The sequence below is a fragment of the Streptococcus pacificus genome (assembly GCF_016481305.1).
Taxonomy (GTDB): domain Bacteria; phylum Bacillota; class Bacilli; order Lactobacillales; family Streptococcaceae; genus Streptococcus; species Streptococcus pacificus.
The window spans coordinates 90,584-107,633 of sequence record NZ_JAENBO010000004.1 but is presented as its reverse complement, the minus strand read 5'-3'; the positions used below and the strand labels follow the sequence as shown (position 1 = coordinate 107,633).

Annotated in this window: 20 protein-coding genes and 1 riboswitch; of the genes, 4 read left to right on the top strand and 16 right to left on the bottom strand. The window is 37.8% G+C overall.

Features of this window, described 5'->3' with window-relative positions; translation table 11 throughout:
• Positions 1 to 74: 74 nt before the first annotated feature.
• The 16 genes from JHK62_RS06060 to JHK62_RS05985 form a co-directional block, all read right to left on the bottom strand.
• Complete coding sequence (locus JHK62_RS06060) at positions 75 to 1,745, bottom strand: BglG family transcription antiterminator (RefSeq protein ID WP_199575870.1); 1,671 nt, start codon at positions 1,743 to 1,745, stop codon at positions 75 to 77.
• A 228-nt stretch (positions 1,746 to 1,973) separates the two neighbouring features.
• Entirely contained in the window at positions 1,974 to 2,681 is a 708-nt protein-coding gene (locus tag JHK62_RS06055) for an L-ribulose-5-phosphate 4-epimerase (protein WP_199575869.1), read from the bottom strand.
• A complete protein-coding gene (locus JHK62_RS06050; RefSeq protein ID WP_199575868.1) occupies positions 2,675 to 3,544 on the bottom strand; it encodes an L-ribulose-5-phosphate 3-epimerase in 870 nt (289 codons plus the stop codon). Before JHK62_RS06050 ends, JHK62_RS06055 begins: the two co-directional genes overlap by 7 nt.
• Positions 3,545 to 3,548: 4 nt before the next feature.
• On the bottom strand, positions 3,549 to 4,214 hold the full coding sequence (locus tag JHK62_RS06045; protein ID WP_199575867.1) for a 3-keto-L-gulonate-6-phosphate decarboxylase UlaD: 666 nt from the start codon (positions 4,212 to 4,214) through the stop codon (positions 3,549 to 3,551).
• 68 nt (positions 4,215 to 4,282) lie between these two features.
• Complete coding sequence (locus tag JHK62_RS06040; RefSeq protein WP_199575866.1) at positions 4,283 to 4,768, bottom strand: PTS sugar transporter subunit IIA; 486 nt, start codon at positions 4,766 to 4,768, stop codon at positions 4,283 to 4,285.
• A 135-nt stretch (positions 4,769 to 4,903) separates the two neighbouring features.
• A complete protein-coding gene (locus tag JHK62_RS06035; protein ID WP_199575865.1) occupies positions 4,904 to 5,182 on the bottom strand; it encodes a PTS sugar transporter subunit IIB in 279 nt (92 codons plus the stop codon).
• A gap of 75 nt (positions 5,183 to 5,257) precedes the next feature.
• Positions 5,258 to 6,694 carry a PTS sugar transporter subunit IIC gene (locus tag JHK62_RS06030; protein ID WP_199575864.1) on the bottom strand — a complete coding sequence of 479 codons (1,437 nt, stop codon included), beginning with the start codon at positions 6,692 to 6,694 and terminating at the stop codon, positions 5,258 to 5,260.
• 298 nt (positions 6,695 to 6,992) lie between these two features.
• Positions 6,993 to 7,637, bottom strand: a complete 645-nt coding sequence (thiE, locus tag JHK62_RS06025; protein WP_199575918.1) for a thiamine phosphate synthase — start codon at positions 7,635 to 7,637, stop codon at positions 6,993 to 6,995.
• Positions 7,633 to 8,421, bottom strand: a complete 789-nt coding sequence (gene thiM / locus JHK62_RS06020) for a hydroxyethylthiazole kinase (protein ID WP_199575863.1) — start codon at positions 8,419 to 8,421, stop codon at positions 7,633 to 7,635. The genes thiE and thiM overlap by 5 nt, the downstream gene beginning before the upstream one ends.
• Before the next feature lie 3 nt (positions 8,422 to 8,424).
• Positions 8,425 to 9,219 (bottom strand): bifunctional hydroxymethylpyrimidine kinase/phosphomethylpyrimidine kinase, encoded by a 795-nt coding sequence (thiD, locus tag JHK62_RS06015; RefSeq protein WP_199575862.1) that lies wholly within the window; start codon positions 9,217 to 9,219, stop codon positions 8,425 to 8,427.
• Position 9,220: 1 nt separating this feature from the next.
• The gene (gene tenA, locus JHK62_RS06010; protein WP_199575861.1) at positions 9,221 to 9,901 is read right to left on the bottom strand and encodes a thiaminase II; all 681 of its coding nucleotides are present in this window, start codon (positions 9,899 to 9,901) and stop codon (positions 9,221 to 9,223) included.
• A 66-nt stretch (positions 9,902 to 9,967) separates the two neighbouring features.
• Positions 9,968 to 10,636 carry an energy-coupling factor transporter transmembrane component T gene (locus tag JHK62_RS06005; protein ID WP_199575860.1) on the bottom strand — a complete coding sequence of 223 codons (669 nt, stop codon included), beginning with the start codon at positions 10,634 to 10,636 and terminating at the stop codon, positions 9,968 to 9,970.
• Entirely contained in the window at positions 10,623 to 11,909 is a 1,287-nt protein-coding gene (locus tag JHK62_RS06000) for an ATP-binding cassette domain-containing protein (protein ID WP_199575859.1), read from the bottom strand. Before JHK62_RS06000 ends, JHK62_RS06005 begins: the two co-directional genes overlap by 14 nt.
• Positions 11,910 to 11,912: 3 nt before the next feature.
• Positions 11,913 to 12,470 (bottom strand): ECF transporter S component, encoded by a 558-nt coding sequence (locus JHK62_RS05995; RefSeq protein WP_199575858.1) that lies wholly within the window; start codon positions 12,468 to 12,470, stop codon positions 11,913 to 11,915.
• A 13-nt stretch (positions 12,471 to 12,483) separates the two neighbouring features.
• On the bottom strand, positions 12,484 to 13,038 hold the full coding sequence (gene thiW / locus JHK62_RS05990; protein ID WP_199575857.1) for an energy coupling factor transporter S component ThiW: 555 nt from the start codon (positions 13,036 to 13,038) through the stop codon (positions 12,484 to 12,486).
• A 160-nt stretch (positions 13,039 to 13,198) separates the two neighbouring features.
• Positions 13,199 to 13,288, bottom strand: a riboswitch (TPP riboswitch).
• Between the two features lie 57 nt (positions 13,289 to 13,345).
• The gene (locus tag JHK62_RS05985) at positions 13,346 to 13,999 is read right to left on the bottom strand and encodes an HAD family hydrolase (protein ID WP_199575856.1); all 654 of its coding nucleotides are present in this window, start codon (positions 13,997 to 13,999) and stop codon (positions 13,346 to 13,348) included.
• A gap of 226 nt (positions 14,000 to 14,225) precedes the next feature.
• Here JHK62_RS05985 and JHK62_RS05980 point away from each other — a divergent pair, with 226 nt between their 5' ends.
• Genes JHK62_RS05980 through JHK62_RS05965 form a run of 4 tightly spaced genes read left to right on the top strand, consistent with a single transcriptional unit; the run spans position 14,226 to position 17,028 of the window.
• The gene (locus JHK62_RS05980) at positions 14,226 to 14,927 is read left to right on the top strand and encodes an XRE family transcriptional regulator (protein ID WP_199575855.1); all 702 of its coding nucleotides are present in this window, start codon (positions 14,226 to 14,228) and stop codon (positions 14,925 to 14,927) included.
• A gap of 40 nt (positions 14,928 to 14,967) precedes the next feature.
• Positions 14,968 to 16,383 carry a Y-family DNA polymerase gene (locus JHK62_RS05975; RefSeq protein ID WP_199575854.1) on the top strand — a complete coding sequence of 472 codons (1,416 nt, stop codon included), beginning with the start codon at positions 14,968 to 14,970 and terminating at the stop codon, positions 16,381 to 16,383.
• Positions 16,380 to 16,748: a hypothetical protein gene (locus tag JHK62_RS05970; protein WP_199575853.1), complete on the top strand. Its 369-nt coding sequence runs from the start codon at positions 16,380 to 16,382 to the stop codon at positions 16,746 to 16,748. Before JHK62_RS05975 ends, JHK62_RS05970 begins: the two co-directional genes overlap by 4 nt.
• On the top strand, positions 16,735 to 17,028 hold the full coding sequence (locus JHK62_RS05965; protein ID WP_199575917.1) for a DUF5960 family protein: 294 nt from the start codon (positions 16,735 to 16,737) through the stop codon (positions 17,026 to 17,028). The genes JHK62_RS05970 and JHK62_RS05965 overlap by 14 nt, the downstream gene beginning before the upstream one ends.
• The last annotated feature ends 22 nt before the right edge of the window (positions 17,029 to 17,050 follow it).

Here is a 17,050-nt window from a genome sequence, read left to right as displayed (position 1 = left end):
AATGGGCAGTTTTAGACACAAAAATACCTCAGCTCATCTTTTCACTGTTTAAGTAGCTGAGGTGACAATCTAAACTAGGTTCTAGGAGAAATATCCTTCATTAATTCTTGACGAATTAATTTTTCAATTTGATGTTTTAGTGCCTGACGATCAATATCTTCTTTGACAAATTGTGAAATCGACTTATTTAATTCTTCTGAAAGGTAAAATTGATCGGACAAATCACCTTGTTTTGTGAAATGAATCAAACGAATAATATCGTCATCACTTAAGATAGGATTAACAACTAAGAAGGGTAAAACAATTTCTAGACAGCTACTTGTTGACACAACAAGCGTATCCTTGGGAATTAAATCGCTGACACTTTGAAACTGCTCCGTTGTAAAAATGGCTTGGACGTTACAATTTGGTAGGTAACGTTGAAACTGGCTAAGGAGTAATTTTTGTAAACCAATACCATCATCAGAAACCAGAATGACTTCTGTTTTAGGAATTTCTTGCTTACTATTTTGAAAAGCGCCACCCAAATGAATGGTAATATAGGCAATCTCATCATCATTAAAGGTGAGACGCCACTTGTCTTCTAAGATATGAATATGGGCTTTAGTTATCGTAAATAAGTCATGGTATTTTTCCTTGATATGAGTGGTCAAAGAGTTTGCTGCAAAAATACCATAGGTTTTTCGATAAATGAGTGCCTTACAATGAATAATCAACTGTTTAAGCAGATCATCTTTATGAAGAAACTCGATTTGACAACAGTCTTCAATCTCTTCGATGAAGGTTTTTAGTGTCTCACGCATTTCCTCATAGTCACGACTTTCAACGTGACTATCTTTGTCCTTGCGAAATGAAAGCATCAGCATGGCCACAAGACCTGTTTCAATATGATCTAGATGAATATCAAATTGCTCTCGCAATTGTTGTGCAAACTCTTTTGCAATGACGTATTCTTTTCGCTCCCAAATTAAATCAAAATCTTGGTCTAAACCATTTTTAATTTGTTTGCTAAACTGCATATTGCGATAACTTAGTAGAATAAAGGGTAAAATCTTAACCATAAACTGACTATCTTGACCATTAATGGTCTTCCCCAGACTAGTTTGAGAGGAGATAAGAAATTGTTCAATATAATCATGCACTTCTTTTGAAAAGTATGTGGTTAAGCCTAACGTTTCTTCTAATCTGTGATCAAAATAATCGATAAAGCTAGTATTCTCACCATGATAAATACCATCTAAAACTTTGTACAGAAATTGAATCAAAGATAGTGGGTGGCATTCAAAATAATAGCCTCGTGACTTACTAGCATGCAATTTGATACTGTATTCTTTTTGGGCTAATCTTTCTCTTAACTCATTTAAATCATTCAAAACAGTATTACGAGAGACATCATTAATCTGCATCAATTTATCGATAATCACACGTTCAGGAGAGATTGCAATATAAACTGCAGATAGCTTGATGCGCTCATCACTTTTCATGACATAATGATAATCGCTCACTTCACCTAAGAGTTTACGACAAGCTTCTTTTTGCTCGGTAGTTAGTAAGATACCTACTCGTGGATAAGACTCTATTCGTTCAACATGTTGAGGAAGTGCATCATTTATCTTTTCTAAATGATAATAAATCTTGCGTCTAGATTGTCCCAAAGCACGAGAAATGGTCATCACCGTCTCCGCCTCATCTAATTTTATCAAATAAGAAAGTAGGTCATAGCTTTTTTTATCCAACAACATCATCTCTAGGTCCTCACTTTCATGGTCCATCCTAATTACATTTTATCATAATTCTATATTTCTTAATAAATAAAATGTTTAAAATATCAATAACTGATATGTTTTCGTAGGTTTTATAACTTTACGGCCTTTCTATCATTTTTCTGACCAAAAAAGCAGTGCCAAAAGCACTACTTTTGAATCAGTCGCATTAGTTTTTGTCTTCTAGACTACTTTTATCTTCTTTTTGCTTTATGATTTTTGACCATAGTAAGCATTAGCACCATGTTTTCTATAATAATGTTTATCCATAACGTATTTTGGAAGCGGTTGAACCCTTGGATTGATTTGTTCTGTCAGACGGCTCATTTTAGCCACTTCTTCTAAGACAGCTGAGTTATAAACAGCTTGTTCTGGTGTCTTGCCCCAGCTAAATGGCCCGTGATTACGAACAACAATTCCTGGAACAGCTAAAGGATCAAGCTTGCGGTTGGTAAATTCTTCCAAGATAACCGTGCCAGTTTCTTTTTCATAAGCGCTATTAACCTCTTGCTCAGTCAATGAGCGAGCACAAGGAATTGGACCAAAGAAACAATCCGCATGAGTGGTACCATAAATGGGAATATCCCTTCCAGCTTGAGCCCAACCAACAGCTTCTGTTGAATGGGTATGGACAATTCCTCCAATTTCTGGCCAAGCTTTGTATAAAGCAACGTGAGTTGGCAGATCAGATGAGGGATTCAAGTCTCCTTCAATGATATTCCCGTCTAAGTCTGTTACAACCATATCTTCTGGTCTTAGTTTGTCATAATCAACACCTGATGGCTTAATGACAATACAACCAAGTTCACGAGAAACTTCTGAAACATTTCCCCAAGTGAATTTGACCAAACCGTGAGTCGGAAGTGACTTATTGGCGTCACAAACTCTTTGTTTGATATCGTTTAAATCTTTTACCATGTTTTCAACCCTGCTTTCTCAATCAATGGATAAAGAAACGCTTGTGCTTCTTTGATTGCAGCTTTTGTCTCCTCCACTGTTTCACAATTTTCAGACCACATTTCAATAAGAAATGGTCCGTTATAGTTTGTTCTTTTAAGCACATCAAATAGAGCTTCCCAGTCTACACACCCTTGACCAAACGGTACATCGCGAAATTGTCCTTTTGATTTTTCTGTGACTGGATAAGTATCTTTCAAATGAATAGCAGCTATGGCATGATGACCTAAGTAAAACTCACTCCACAAATCATTATGCCAGGCTGAGACATTGCCTGTATCAGGATAGACAAACAGATAAGGCGAATTAATTTCCTTTGCCACCGCCAAATATTTTTCAATCGAATTGATAAAAGGGTCATCCATGATTTCAATGGCCAAAATGACTTGTGCTTCTTCTGCCCAATCACAAGCCTGACGGAGATTCTTCATAAATCGTGCACGAGTCTCTGATGATTTTTCTTCATAATAGACATCATAGCCTGCTAATTGAATCGTTCTAACACCCAAATCTTGTGCTAAGACGATACATTTTTTCATCAATTCTAGTGATTTTGCTTCTATCTCAGGATCGTTTGACCCAAGTGGGTAACGACGATGCCCAGAAAAACAAATGGTTGGTATACGAACACCTGTTTCAAAAATGTTCTTAACGATGGTTAAACGCTCTTCTTTTGTCCAATCAAGCCGTTCTAATCTCGCATCTGACTCATCAATAGACATTTCAACAAAATCAAAACCGAGTTCTTTGGCAAAATACAAACGCTCTAACCAATTCAACTGCTTTGGTGTCGCTTTTTCATAAATACCAATGGGACGAACCATATCATCACCCCCAAATTCGTTTGATTTCATCTTTAAAAGCACGCGCTGCTTCTGCTGGGTTTTTGGCTTCAGTGATTCCACGACCAGCTATAAAAGTATAAACATCAATGCCTTCAAATAGTTTGAGTGTCTCAACATTTAAACCACCCGTCACAGAAACACGAAAGCCCATGTCAACTAATTTTTTAATTTTACTTAAATCTTTTTCACCCCATGTCTGACCAGCCAAAAGAGCATCCCTTGATTGATGATAAATGGCTTGTGAGATGCCTGCATCTAACCAGCTTTGAGCTTCTTCAAAAGTCCAGTTCCCATAAAGTTCAATTTGAATTTCGCCACGCTCACCTTTAACTTCTTTAATGGCTTTAAGTGCTGCTTTCATTGTTGGAACAGTGGCACAACAAATACAGGTCAGCCAGTCTGCTCCTCTTAAGGCATTATTTTTAGCAACAGTTCCTCCAGCATCAGCACACTTAGTGTCAGCCACAATAATTTTATCTGGGAAAAGATTATGTAGTACCTCTACTAATTCACTACCAACTTGAAGCAGACAAACGGTACCTGCTTCAATGATATCAACTTCTTGTCCAACCGAAACGGCTGCTTTAATGGCTCCTTGAAGGTCTGAATGATCTAGAGCGACTTGTAAATTTGGAATATGATTTTTCATAGTTTTCCTTTCTTATTAGGCAGTCTTTCTCATCTTTAGAAATCATTGCCTTACTTCTGCTATTATGATTAACTGTTTAAATCCAATCCTTCTAAATAAGGACTATTTTTAGATTCTTCTACCATAGCAAGTACTTCCTCAGCACTTTGACAAGCTACTAAACGCTCAATAGCATTGTCTAGTTCCATTAAAGCGATAATTTGAGGAATCGCTACTGAGGTATGAATGTCTGAGCTGGTTGCTGCTAAAGCAATAAGCACTTGAACAGATTTTCCATCAGAGAAAACAACTGGTTCTTGTAATGTGATTAAAGAAAAGGCATCTCTTAATACACCTGCTTCTGGGCGAGCATGAGGCATGGCCATTCCAGGCATCAAGACATAATAAGGACCATACTCTTCAGTAGAGTCGATAATTGCTTGATAATATTCTTCTTTCACAGCACCACTTTCAATTAAGGGTTGAACAGATAATTTAACGGCTTCTTGCCATGTATCTGCACTAAGCCCCAACCTAATCGATTGATTGTCAATAAAAGCTTGTTTTAAATTCATACTCTCTCCTTTCTATCTCAGTCATAAAAAGCAACTATTATCACTAAGTATCAGATAAACTTGCGCTTGGCATAAAGAGAAAGTATTGCAAATCAATTAACAATACCTTTCTCTATTATCCAAATAATGACTTACTTACAATACAGCTTGTAATTTTTCTTTGATTTCATTGTCATCCATTAGATTATCTAAACCTACGAGATGTCCTTTTGTACGACCATCTAATTCATGAATGAGATGATTAGAAGCAATGACAATATCATAATTAGCTGCCATGCTTTTTGCTTCACCAACTGAACAAGAAGCCGATTGAAAATCTGTAATTCCCAGTTGACGAAGGGCATTTTCAACTTTCATTTTGATTACCATGGATGATCCCATACCATTGCCACACGCTGTCAATATTTTAAGCATTGTTTTTCCTCCTAGTTTTTATCTAGTCCATCATTGCTCCTTGCAATAGGACAAAGTCATTGATAATATTTATCGTTATTCTTGAACCTCACCTTTGTAGTAGGCTTCTTTATCTTTTGCTTTTCTATATTGTAATTGTGGAATCACTAACAAGAAGAGACAAACAAGAACGAAACCAATAATACCAAGATATTTAAAGAGATAACCAAATGGTAACCAAGGAATAACAAGGTCAATATTACCATGATAACCACCTGATAATTGAAGTAAACCAACTGCTACTGCACCAAGTGCCACTTGAAGAATACCAGAGCAAAATGATAGGATAGCAGCAGCTTTCCAACCGCCTCGTTTATCAGCATAAACAGCCAAGGCAGCATTATCAAAGAATACTGGGACAAAACCAGTGATGATAAGAATTGGACTCTTGAAGATAACAAGAAGAGCAATAGTGACTAATTGACCGATTAAACCAAAGGTGAAGCCTGAAAGAACGGCATTTGCTGAACCAAAACCATAGGAAGCGGCAACGTCAACCGCTGGGAATGATCCTGGAAGCAGTTTATTAGAAATCCCTTGGAAGGCATTTGTTAACTCAGAAACGAACATCCGAACACCTTGCATCAAGATGAATAGGTAAACAGAGAAGGTGAGTGATGTTTGAAGAACATACATAAAGAAGGCTTGCTTATCTGGACTGTAGGCTCCTGTTGTAATGAGTTCAGTATTTGACATAATTTCTGGACCAAGAACAGTTAGGATAGCACCGAAGAAGACAAGCATTAGTGTTGCTGAGGCAACGACAGTATCATGGAAAATACTTAAGAATGACGGTAATTTTAAGTTGTCAAGATTTTCTTCTTTCTTACCAAAGAAAGGCGCAACCTTATCAACAAACCAAATGGCAAATTGTTGTTGGTGACCGATAGCAAACCCTGCACCACCAGTCAAGCGTTGTGTCGCTTCTACAGTCATGTTAGAGCTAACTGCCCAGTAAAGACCACAGATAATACCAACCGCCCACATTCCCCAAGAATTTTGCAATTGCGGGATTAAAAGAAGAACGAATACTGAAATTGTTGCTGCTTGTTGTACCATGATATGACCTGTAATAAATAAGGTCCTAATTTTTGTAATTTTACGAAGAGCAACCAGTAAAATATTGACACCAAAGCCGATTAAAAGAGCTGTGGTGGCAACACTGATGAAGCCCATCGTTTCAAGTTTAGCATTAGCAGCAGCCAAACCAAAGTAAGGATCAATAACTGCCGCATTTAAGTCGAATTTTTGAGCGAGGGCCACTAAAATCGGTCGGAAAGTAACAACCAGTCCTCCTGCACCCACATTTAAGATGAGGTAGCCAACGGTTGCTTTGACAAATCCTGCAAAAACCTCATGTAAAGGTTTTTTGAGTAGTAGGTACCCGATTAAAACTAAGAGACCTACAAAGAAAGCTGGGTTCTGCAAAATGTTTTGCGAGAACCAATTTAGGGGAGCTAGAAATATATCCATAGAAACTACCTCTTTTCAAAGTTTTATTTTCTTTCTAGTTTTATTATAATTTTTGTAAGCGCTTTTATAAAGACCAAGTATTGTACATTTCTATGTTCAAAATTAGACCTAATAGCACATGTAAGGAGCAAACAAGCTAAAATCTCTAAGAGCATTTAAAAAACTAGAAATAAATAATTAGCTTTTTTTATCAAAAAACTTAATAAAAATACCCATCTTTTTTAAAAGATGAGTATTTTTTTATTTTCCTAAAAATCCTTTTAAACACGACTGACACTAACTTTAAAGAAAGAGACTGCTATTTAGTAAGTGCCAGATCGAGTGTCTGTCTCAACTGTTTTGTCGTTTGATAGACATTTGGACTTTTAGAAATAGCTGAGATAATGGCAACACCATCTGCTTTTGCTGCGATGATAGAAACAATGACAGATTGATTAATGCCACCAATGGCTACAATAGGAAGATCTGGATTGATTTTTCTGATAGCCTTAGTTGTGCTATTGCCAATCGGTGGTTTGGCATCTGCCTTAGATTGTGTTGCTTGAAAAGGTCCAACGCCAATATAATCAACAAGTTCAATCGCTGATTGTTGATATTCGGCCATGGTACTAACCGATAATCCAATGATTTTGTTGGGAAGACGTTTTCTTGCTTCTTTGACAGCAATATCTCCTTGACCGATATGAAGACCATCGGCATCAATTTCTTCTACCAAATCAATATCATCGTCAATAATGAAAGGGACTTGGTAACGATGGCAAAGACTTTGTAGTTGTTGTGCCATTTTTTTCTTATCTTCTTCAACCAAAGCATTGGGACCCTTTTCACGAAATTGAAAGAGAGTAATTCCTCCTTTTAGTGCTTCTTCAACAACGGAAAGAAGATTATTTTGTGGACAATCGGCTGTCCCACAGACAAAGTAAAGCTTTAAATTATCTTTAATCATTCGTAATCCTTTGCCTTTCTTTTATTTGCTCAGTCTCTATCTGATAAAGACTATCTATAAAAGCAACTTTAAAACTTCCTGGACCAGTTGTACTAGTTTGTTCCTGTGCCAATTCTCCAGCAATATTATAAACTAACATGGCCTCAGACAAACAATCCAGATAATCCTTTTCTTCTGAAAGACCGATAAAAGCAGCTAATACAGCGCCCAGTAGACAACCCGTTCCTGTCACAAAAGGCATCAAAGGACTCCCATTTTGAATGAGTCGTACTTGATTATTTGAAGCAATAGCATCAACTGGACCTGTCACTATAACAGGAATGCCAAAATGCACACTGGCTTTTCGTGCCAAGCCACCAATATCTTCCACATAGCCACTATCTACTCCTTTTGATGCTTGCTTCTCGCCAATTAAAGCAGCGATTTCACTGGCATTCCCTCGTAAGAGAGTGATTGGATAATGCTCTAGTAAATCAAGAGATACTTTCAATCGATAACGACTGGCACCAGCTCCTACAGGGTCTAAAACCACTGGCACTTGATTGGCTGAAGCGATAGTAATAGCCTTTTGATAAGCTTGCCATTTTTCTGGATTTAATGTTCCAATATTCACTAAAAGAGCACTGGCATTTTTTAACAAATCTTCCAAATCCTCCTCATATTCACTCATAGCAGGGGAAGCCCCTAGAGCTAAAAGCCCATTTGCTGTGAAATTCTTAACCACATTATTGGTGATACAAATAACAAGGGGATTCTTTTTTTTCAATTCTTCTAAATACATGTTCTATCCTCTATAGCTCAAATGATTGACAGGACCATGGCCCTTACCTAATTTTGGTGCATTTTCAATTGCTGAAGTGATAAATGCTTTAGCTGTCTTAACAGCCTCAACAACCGTTTTGCCTTTGGCAAGTTCAGCTGCAGCAACAGCCGCAAATGTACAACCTGTTCCATGAGTATGAACAGTATCAATTCGTTCGCTACTGAGCGTCATTAAGCCCTCATTTTCTAAAAAGAGATAATCTTTAGCGAGACCTGTCGCATGCCCACCTTTAATAATGACATTTTTGACATGATACTTGTCTTGAATCTCATAACCCGCTTGGATGATACTTGCTTCATTAGGTAACGAGTGCCCAACTAAAACTTCTGCTTCAGGTAAATTAGGGGTAATCAGTGTTGCTAAAGGTAATAATTGACTCTTTAAGGCTTCAACAGCCTCTTCTTCAATCAAATGATCCCCACTTGTTGCCACCATGACTGGATCTAGAACATAAGGATTAGGGTAGTCTTTTAAATACGAAGCAACAATGTTTATTATCTCAACTTGAGCAAGCATGCCTGTTTTAATCGCTTGTGGTGGAATATCGTCAAAGACACAGGCGAGTTGTTGATCCACCATATCAGGGGTGATGTGTTGCACTGCTCTAACACCTTGAGTATTTTGGGCAACTACACTAGTCACCACAGCCATCCCATACGTTTCTCTGGCTTGAAAACTCTTCAAGTCAGCCATAATGCCTGCACCGCCACTAGGATCGGTACCAGCAATTGTTAAAACGGTATCTAATTTAGCCATTTTAGTCCTCCCAATCTTCTTGTGTGACTGCCATTTGAAAGAAACGTCTTTCATGTTGGCAAGATTTAACAAAATTATCGACAAAAATAGTCTTGTCTTCTTGAGAAATGTTTTGTGAATAGTAGTCAATCATTCTGAAAAAATTGTCCATTAATTCCTCGGTTGAATCCTCCGCGTAGAAATCAATCCATTTTTTAAAGGGATGATTGTCCGCCAAATCATTTTCTGCATTAATTTTTTTAGCCACTTCGTGGTAAATCCACGGACACGGCCCCATCGCTGACAAAGCCCCTGCAATCCCATGTTCATGAATGTTGTAGTGCATATGCTTAATGTAGTGGTCCGCAGACGGATACCATTTGCTATCGGCAACAATACTACTATATGGCTTTCCAGTATAGGCTGCTAACACTTGATGCGGTCCTTCTTTTCCTTCTAATTCATCGCTTAAAATCATGGAAAGTTGATTAATAAAGAAACGTTTATCTGTAACATTATCAGATTTAGCAAGGCATAAGGCATAAATGTCAGCAAATTTATTAAGATAAGCGTAGTCAGCTTGCAAATAATGACAAACTGCTTTAGGATCTAGTTGACCACTAATAAGGCCTTGAATGAAGGGGTCATTATAGATAAGGTCAATGTATTTTTCTCCCTTAGCAATCATTTGTTCTTTTAACATGAGAAACTCCTTTTTTCTTAATTTAAAATTCACAATAAGTGATTAATACTGTTTTTTGTCATCCTTTTAAACGATTAAGATAATAATTGCTGAAACAATCGCTACAGCTAGTAAGAAATAATCCTTCATCAAAATCGGATAACGGTGAGCATGTGTCCTCTGACTTTCTGAATCAAAGCCCTTTGAAATCATGGCCATCTCTAAATGATCCACCCAGTAGATTGTTTTAAACAGTAAAGATAAGATCAACTTCACCGATAACGGTCCAACTCGCTGTCCTCTTAGTTTAAAGGCTAGACGATTTCTCTGATACTGTAATCTAATAAGTGGTAAGAGGTTGAAGACTGCAAATAGGCCATAGGCAAACTGGCTAGGAAGGGCAAAACTTTGGTGTAGTGATTCAATAAAATCATAATTAGAATGGGATAGATGAAAGAGCAAGCCAACATTCATAAAGACAAGCGGACGACAAGCAACCGTTAACGACAAGACAAAATCATGAGGGTTTTTACCCCAAATAAAGGTCCCAATGAAAAGAGAAATCCCCATCAAACAACCAAGACCATTGACCCAAAGGAAGGGACGCTTGACGCCACCATAAAAGAGTTCTGCCAACCAGATGAAAGCCAGTAACACTAAAGTCAACCAAAGATTAAAGCTAAGACTAAAAGCAAAGGTTAGAATTAATAAACTAACAAAGGTCATGGCTGGGTGATAATTTTTAAGCTTCAGCATTAGTCACCTCCACAAAACGTGTTGCTAGAGTCTCTTTTAAAACTTGATCATGGCTCGTGAAAATTAAACCACAGTGATTTTCTTGACAATAGGTTAAAATCAAATCCATGATTGCTTGTGCATGATAAGCATCTTGACCATAGGTTGGCTCATCAATCAAAACAAGAGAGGCCTGACTAGCCAGAATAATACCAACAGCTAAACGCCGTTGTTGTCCTTGACTCAACTGAAAAGGTGATAAATTCCTTTTCTCCCATAATTGCAGTGTTTCCAAAATACTTTGTGTTTTTTTCTCATCGCGACAAGTCTGAAAAATCTCTTCATAGACATTGGCAAAAATGAATTGCTCCAATGGGTTTTGAAACAAGAAAGTAATGGCAGACATATCCTTTTTAATGCCTTTGATAGCTCCTTTGTTCTTATAGATACCTAAAAGACCTAAGAAAAAACTGGATTTCCCAATACCACTTGGCCCATCTAGACAAAGCCTTTCGCCTCTTTTTAAGCTGATATCTGGATAGGAAATCGTCTTATCCTTTGTCAGTTGCACTTGAAACTGCTTGGTTTCTAGCAAAGTTTCCCCTAAAGAAATCTTTTTATCTTTCAATATTAGAGGTGGGAAATGATGCTTTAAAACATCATAGTCAACCGCTGACAATCCTTTTTCAAACCAGTAATAAGTGTCCATTTTGCCTTTATAATAATCAATCAAATGATCTATAACAATCAAAATCGCATTGGTTTGTTCTTGATAAACCAAGACATCATCTAGCAGTTTTAAGGCACTTTTTTGATCAAGATTGGCAAAAGCCTCATCTAAAATCATGACCTTAGGTTTTTTTAAAAAAATAGCTGCCAAAGATAGGCGTTGTTTTTCTCCTTGAGAAAGAGTATTAATCTGACGATGGTGATAATTAGCTAAACCAACTTTTTGCAAGACTTGAGTAACCTTATCAGCCATAGTCTCAGGATTTTCTTGCAAATTTTCTAGCACAAAGAGCAATTCCAAAGCAACTGTGTCCATACAAAACTGCAAATCAGGATTTTGGAAAATAAAACCAACATCTTTGGGAGAAATCGCAACATCATCTAATAAGACAGTCCCAGTTGTAGGGTTTTTTAATCCTGCCAACAAAAACGCAAGACTACTTTTACCACAACCAGAATAGCCACCGATAAGAATTTTTTCACCTTGTGTCATTGAAATAGTCAACTGCTCAAAAAGAGGAGGATGATCTTGATAAGCATAGCTTAAATTCTCTACCAATAGCATAGCTTAACCCTTCTTACTGATGGCATAGGAATTAAGAACACCACTTTGTTGGAGTTGGTCACAAATGCCCTTGGTGATAAGGAAAAAGACGATAGAAGATAAGGTTCTTACACTAATCATCACTAAATTATAAGTTAAACCAAAAGCACCATAACTATTAGCATAGTAAGACCAAGCATAACTGAATAATGATGTCAAAATAGCTGATAATACAAAGGCTGGCCATTTATAATTTTTATAACCAAAGACAGTGAAACCAAGCTCTGAACCAAGTCCTTGAAGCGTTCCGATAATCAAGACACTAGGACCAAACACAGATCCGGTCAAAACTTCAACCAAGGCAGCTAAAAGTTCTGTGATGATAGCTGTACCTGGTTTTCTTAAAATATAGATAGCCATAGGCGCTGCAACGAACCAAATCCCATAAATGATTTCATGAGCAACAGGTCCAATAAAAGGTACCATGGCACCAGAGACATAGCCAGCTCCCAAATAGATAATACCAAGTACCACAGATAATAAAGCAATTAGTAAAACATCTTTCAATGTTATTTTTTTCATTTGATTCTTCTCCTTAAGACATAAATAGGGTTTGTAGACGTGTAAATAAAGGCACTCGCTTCAAACCTTTCACTAAGAGCATCCCAATGATGCCACCGATAATAGTTGCGCCAACAAATCTTGGGGTAAACAAGAAGAGAGACTGGGCTGCTGAGGCCTTGGCTAAAAGTTCGCTATCTCCTTGAGCACTAAAGGTCCAATACCACACCATGACAGGTGCTGATAAGATAGAACCTATTAAACCAGTTCCTATAAATTCACCCAACCATGAGGCCCAGTCTTTTTTCCAAAGACGATAGCAAACCCCTGCTAAAAAAGCACCTGGCCCTGCACCTAAAATGGCCAAAGGAGCAACAGCAGCAACCCCAGATTGGGTTAAAATTCTAATGACAGCAGTCATCAAAGCCATGATTAAAGCATAGACAGGACCCATCAAAACACCCGCTATCACATTAACCACGCTGGACATAAAAGCCATCCCTTCAATCCGAAAAATCGGGCTTAAAAACACATCAAGTGCAATCATAATCGCTAGCACTGATAGTTTTGTCGTTTTATGATTAACCATCACTTCTCCTTTCACAGACTTGAAATGATAACCAGCTAAAATATTTCTATTGAATCATAAAAACCCCATTTGCAAGCAAACGGGGTTGGATAATCATTAGATAATGAAAGCGCTTTATATTTCACAAAGAAAAAAAGTACTTTCCCGTCACAAAAAACACTCATGACGGCACACATTTCCCTGCGACAGTACTAACTGTATCAGGTTCAATGGGTATAATCTCAGCTGTTAAGCACCCCAAATGTCCTATTTAATTTTATAACTTGATAATAACACATTTTTAAAAAATTCTCAAGAGTTTGTGAAATTAATGAGTAAAAATAACACTCATTAGTTTTGGCAAGTCACTAAATTGAGAAAAACGAAAATCAATAAAGGCTTTTTGATCTTCTAGAGGATAGACAGGATTTTCAAAATAAATCGTCGTGATGCCAAGATTTTTAGCTTGTTGCAAATTTTTCCAAGAATCCTCAACCATGACAAGATGATCTTCTACTACACCAGCTTCTCGCACCACTCTTTGCAAGAAATCACTTGTTTTATCATGAAAGTTAAAATCAAAAATGCTATAGACGGCCTTAAAATATGGTAAAAGGGAATTGCTCTCCAGTCCTTTTAAAGCTAAATGTCTTTCATTACTAGTCACAGCAATAAGACGGTAACCCTCTTTCACTAGTGTTTCAAGCGTTGGGGTGACATTTTCAAATAAGGTCACTTTTTCATAAGCCCTAACAAGCAATCTATCTTTTTCTCGTCTCAAATCCTCTAAAGTCCACTCTTTGCCTAAGAGAGACAATAAATACTGTTCTGCTTGAGTCATTGTACTCTGCCACAATCGTTGACGAATAATAGGTGTTAAGCGAAGGCCATTTTGAGCCAGCAAGGTTTCAACCACTTGATCCCAGATATGATAAGAATCAAAAACAACGCCATCTAAATCTAGAAAAATAACATTTGCCATGATATCAACTCCTTTGACACCATCATATCACAAGAAAATAAAAGACTCAATGATGCTTACTATGACTGCTTGAAAAACACTAGATAAAAACTAGAATTATTTTAGAAGTAAACTCGTGTTTTTTTGATATTATCACCTCTCTTTTATCCAATATCATTTTCCAGCTTGCAAATTCTCTTAAAAGTGATATAATTTTGTTAAGTTATAAATTAACAAGAGGTGTTTTATGTTTTCAAAAGAACGTTTAAAGGAAAAAAGAATTGAAAAAGGCTTTTCTCAAGCCCAGATGGCAAAGCAATTGGAAATCAGTCGAGTGGCCTATCATCACTGGGAAAGTGGTAAAACTATACCTAACCAAAAGCACTTGGCTACTCTAGCACTTATCCTTGAGGTAGAAGACACTTATTTTGAATCGGAATATCAGATTGTCAGAGACTATCTCAGACTCTCCCCATCAAACCAACAAAATGCTAAGGAGTACGTTTCTGATTTGCTCGTCACCCAACAAAACCAAAAAATCAGACCACTGTTTGCTGTCACAGTACTCTCAGATGTTGCTCTTTCAGCTGGGTTGGGAGAATCCCTTTTTGATGAATACGAGACAGAGACCGTCTATTCGGATGTCGAACAGCACGGCTATGATATTGCCGCTTGGATCAAAGGGGCTTCGATGGAGCCTATCTATCAAAATGGCGAAGTCGCACTCATTAAGGCCAATGGTTTTGACTATGATGGTGCTGTTTACGCCCTCTCTTGGAATGATACCCTCTACATCAAAAAACTCTATCGTGAAAAAGAGGGGTTTCGCATGGTCTCTCTCAACAAAGACTACCCCGACCAGCTAATCCCTTATGAAGATGCGCCTAAGATTGTGGGCCTTGTCGTCAGTCACTTTATGCCAGTCGTTAAAGGTGCCTATGATCATTAAGGGGCCTTGCAAAAAAGAGTAACACACATGGAGAAACACTATGGGTTATATTGATTATGCTAGAGAACCTCAGTCTGATATTGCTTTTGTCGATATGAAATCCTTCTACGCATCCGTTGAGTGTGTGGCGCGTGGGTTAAACCCGCTAACCACCTCACTATGTGTGATGAGTCGTGCCGATAATGCTGATGGTCTTATTTTGGCAGCTTCACCCACTTTTAAAAAAATATTTGGACAGCATAATGTTGGTCGTTCCCACAATTTACCCTTTCATCTTAAAACCAGACGGTTCAATTATTATCGGGCAAAACAAAAAGGACTTAACCCAACACCGCAAGAAATTGCCTATGTCGAAAACTGGGCCAAACGAACACTCATCGTTCCACCTAGGATGGATAGCTACATCAAAGTCAATAGCAAAATCCAGCAAATCTTTCAAAATTATACCAGCCCAAAGGATATTCTTCCTTATTCTATCGATGAAGAATTGATTGATCTCACCTCATCTCTTGACTATTTTATCCCCGATAAAACACTCTCAAAAAAGGAAAAACTTGATAGCCTCTCTGCCAAAATCCAACATGATATCTGGAAGGAAACGGGTATTTTTTCAACTGTCGGTATGAGTAATGCCAATCCACTTCTTGCCAAACTAGCGCTTGATAACGAAGCCAAGAAAACAAGCACCATGCGAGCTAACTGGTCCTATCAGGATGTCGAAACCAAGGTCTGGGGAATTCCTCAACTCACTGATTTCTGGGGAATTGGACAACGAACAGCCACGCGCCTTGAAAAATTGGGTATCCTATCAGTCAGAGAACTGGCTAACGCCAATCCCGATCAGCTCAAAAAAGAATTTGGTATTATCGGCGTTCAGTTATGGTTTCATGCGAATGGCGTTGATGAAAGTAACGTCCACACTCCCTATCACGTAAAAGCAAAAGGACTGGGAAATTCGCAAATTCTCCCCAAAGACTACACCAACCAGCGAGACATCGAGCTCGTCCTTAATGAAATGGCAGAACAAGTCGCTATCCGGCTAAGAAGAGCGCATAAAAAAACAACTAGGGTCGCTATCGATGTCACCTATTCAAAAACAGAGATGAAAAAAGGGATTCACAAACATACCAAGATAGAGCCAACCAATCAAACACAAGTATTACAACGGACAGTTATTGCACTCTTTCGACAAAAATATACGTCCGGTGCCGTTCGTCAGATTGGTGTCAGGTATGCCGGATTAGTTGATGAAAGTTATGCCTTGATCTCTCTCTTTGATGATCTTGCAAGCCTTGAAAAAGAAGAAAAACTGCAAAGCACTATCGACACCATTCGCGATCAATTTGGTTTTTTAGCCCTGCAAAAAGGGACTGTTCTCTTAGAAAATTCCCGTAATATTGCTCGCAGTCGCTTAATTGGAGGACATTCTGCTGGAGGATTGGAGGGACTCAAATGATTGACCGTTCCTATCTGCCTTTTCAGTCGGCAAGAGAGTATCAAGATAGAAAAATGGCAAAATGGCTAGGATTTTTCCTCTCTGAACACACCACCGCCCTATCAGATGCCTTCACCCATATCACCTTCTTTTCAGAAATGCCACTAACAGAAAAAATAAGACTTCTTGAGCAAGTCTATGCCAACCAAACAGCCATCAAAATTAGTGTCAAAAATCAGAAAACAATAGATGACTATTACGGCAGTGTCTCAGACATTGACAAAAACCAACTAACCTTTAAAACCAATACAGCCTATCTCAAACTAGACTTAGACAATATCTTAACAATAAAACAGGCTAAGGAGGAGGATGATGAGTCTATTTGATTATGAAAAAAATGCCTTACAAATGGATTATTTCAGCAAGCATTACAAACAGTTTGAAAAAGATTTCTACAAGTATTCTGCACTAGATATCCCACTCACTTTTCTCACGGACGATCTGATGCGAAGCATGGCAAACGCCCAAAAACCCTACTTTAAACTCAACAAAGAAAACGCCAAAGACGGCCTCGACCACTATTTCTTCTTTAGCATCGAGACTCCACCTGATAATACACTGATTAGAAAATATACCTATCAAAAAACCATGACTAGTCTTAAATAACAAAGACTGTCATGGTTTTAAA

Excerpts from the sequence above, each read along its gene's own strand:
- JHK62_RS06060 (WP_199575870.1), bottom strand. The coding sequence starts at position 1,745 with ATGATGTTGTTGGATAAAAAAAGCTATGACCTACTTTCTTATTTGATA.
- JHK62_RS06055 (WP_199575869.1), bottom strand. The coding sequence starts at position 2,681 with ATGGTAAAAGATTTAAACGATATCAAACAAAGAGTTTGTGACGCCAAT.
- JHK62_RS06050 (WP_199575868.1), bottom strand. The coding sequence starts at position 3,544 with ATGGTTCGTCCCATTGGTATTTATGAAAAAGCGACACCAAAGCAGTTG.
- JHK62_RS06045 (WP_199575867.1), bottom strand. The coding sequence starts at position 4,214 with ATGAAAAATCATATTCCAAATTTACAAGTCGCTCTAGATCATTCAGAC.
- JHK62_RS06040 (WP_199575866.1), bottom strand. The coding sequence starts at position 4,768 with ATGAATTTAAAACAAGCTTTTATTGACAATCAATCGATTAGGTTGGGG.
- JHK62_RS06035 (WP_199575865.1), bottom strand. The coding sequence starts at position 5,182 with ATGCTTAAAATATTGACAGCGTGTGGCAATGGTATGGGATCATCCATG.
- JHK62_RS06030 (WP_199575864.1), bottom strand. The coding sequence starts at position 6,694 with ATGGATATATTTCTAGCTCCCCTAAATTGGTTCTCGCAAAACATTTTG.
- thiM (WP_199575863.1), bottom strand. The coding sequence starts at position 8,421 with ATGTATTTAGAAGAATTGAAAAAAAAGAATCCCCTTGTTATTTGTATC.
- thiD (WP_199575862.1), bottom strand. The coding sequence starts at position 9,219 with ATGGCTAAATTAGATACCGTTTTAACAATTGCTGGTACCGATCCTAGT.
- tenA (WP_199575861.1), bottom strand. The coding sequence starts at position 9,901 with ATGTTAAAAGAACAAATGATTGCTAAGGGAGAAAAATACATTGACCTT.
- JHK62_RS06005 (WP_199575860.1), bottom strand. The coding sequence starts at position 10,636 with ATGCTGAAGCTTAAAAATTATCACCCAGCCATGACCTTTGTTAGTTTA.
- JHK62_RS06000 (WP_199575859.1), bottom strand. The coding sequence starts at position 11,909 with ATGCTATTGGTAGAGAATTTAAGCTATGCTTATCAAGATCATCCTCCT.
- JHK62_RS05995 (WP_199575858.1), bottom strand. The coding sequence starts at position 12,470 with ATGAAAAAAATAACATTGAAAGATGTTTTACTAATTGCTTTATTATCT.
- thiW (WP_199575857.1), bottom strand. The coding sequence starts at position 13,038 with ATGGTTAATCATAAAACGACAAAACTATCAGTGCTAGCGATTATGATT.
- JHK62_RS05985 (WP_199575856.1), bottom strand. The coding sequence starts at position 13,999 with ATGGCAAATGTTATTTTTCTAGATTTAGATGGCGTTGTTTTTGATTCT.
- JHK62_RS05980 (WP_199575855.1), top strand. The coding sequence starts at position 14,226 with ATGTTTTCAAAAGAACGTTTAAAGGAAAAAAGAATTGAAAAAGGCTTT.
- JHK62_RS05975 (WP_199575854.1), top strand. The coding sequence starts at position 14,968 with ATGGGTTATATTGATTATGCTAGAGAACCTCAGTCTGATATTGCTTTT.
- JHK62_RS05970 (WP_199575853.1), top strand. The coding sequence starts at position 16,380 with ATGATTGACCGTTCCTATCTGCCTTTTCAGTCGGCAAGAGAGTATCAA.
- JHK62_RS05965 (WP_199575917.1), top strand. The coding sequence starts at position 16,735 with ATGAGTCTATTTGATTATGAAAAAAATGCCTTACAAATGGATTATTTC.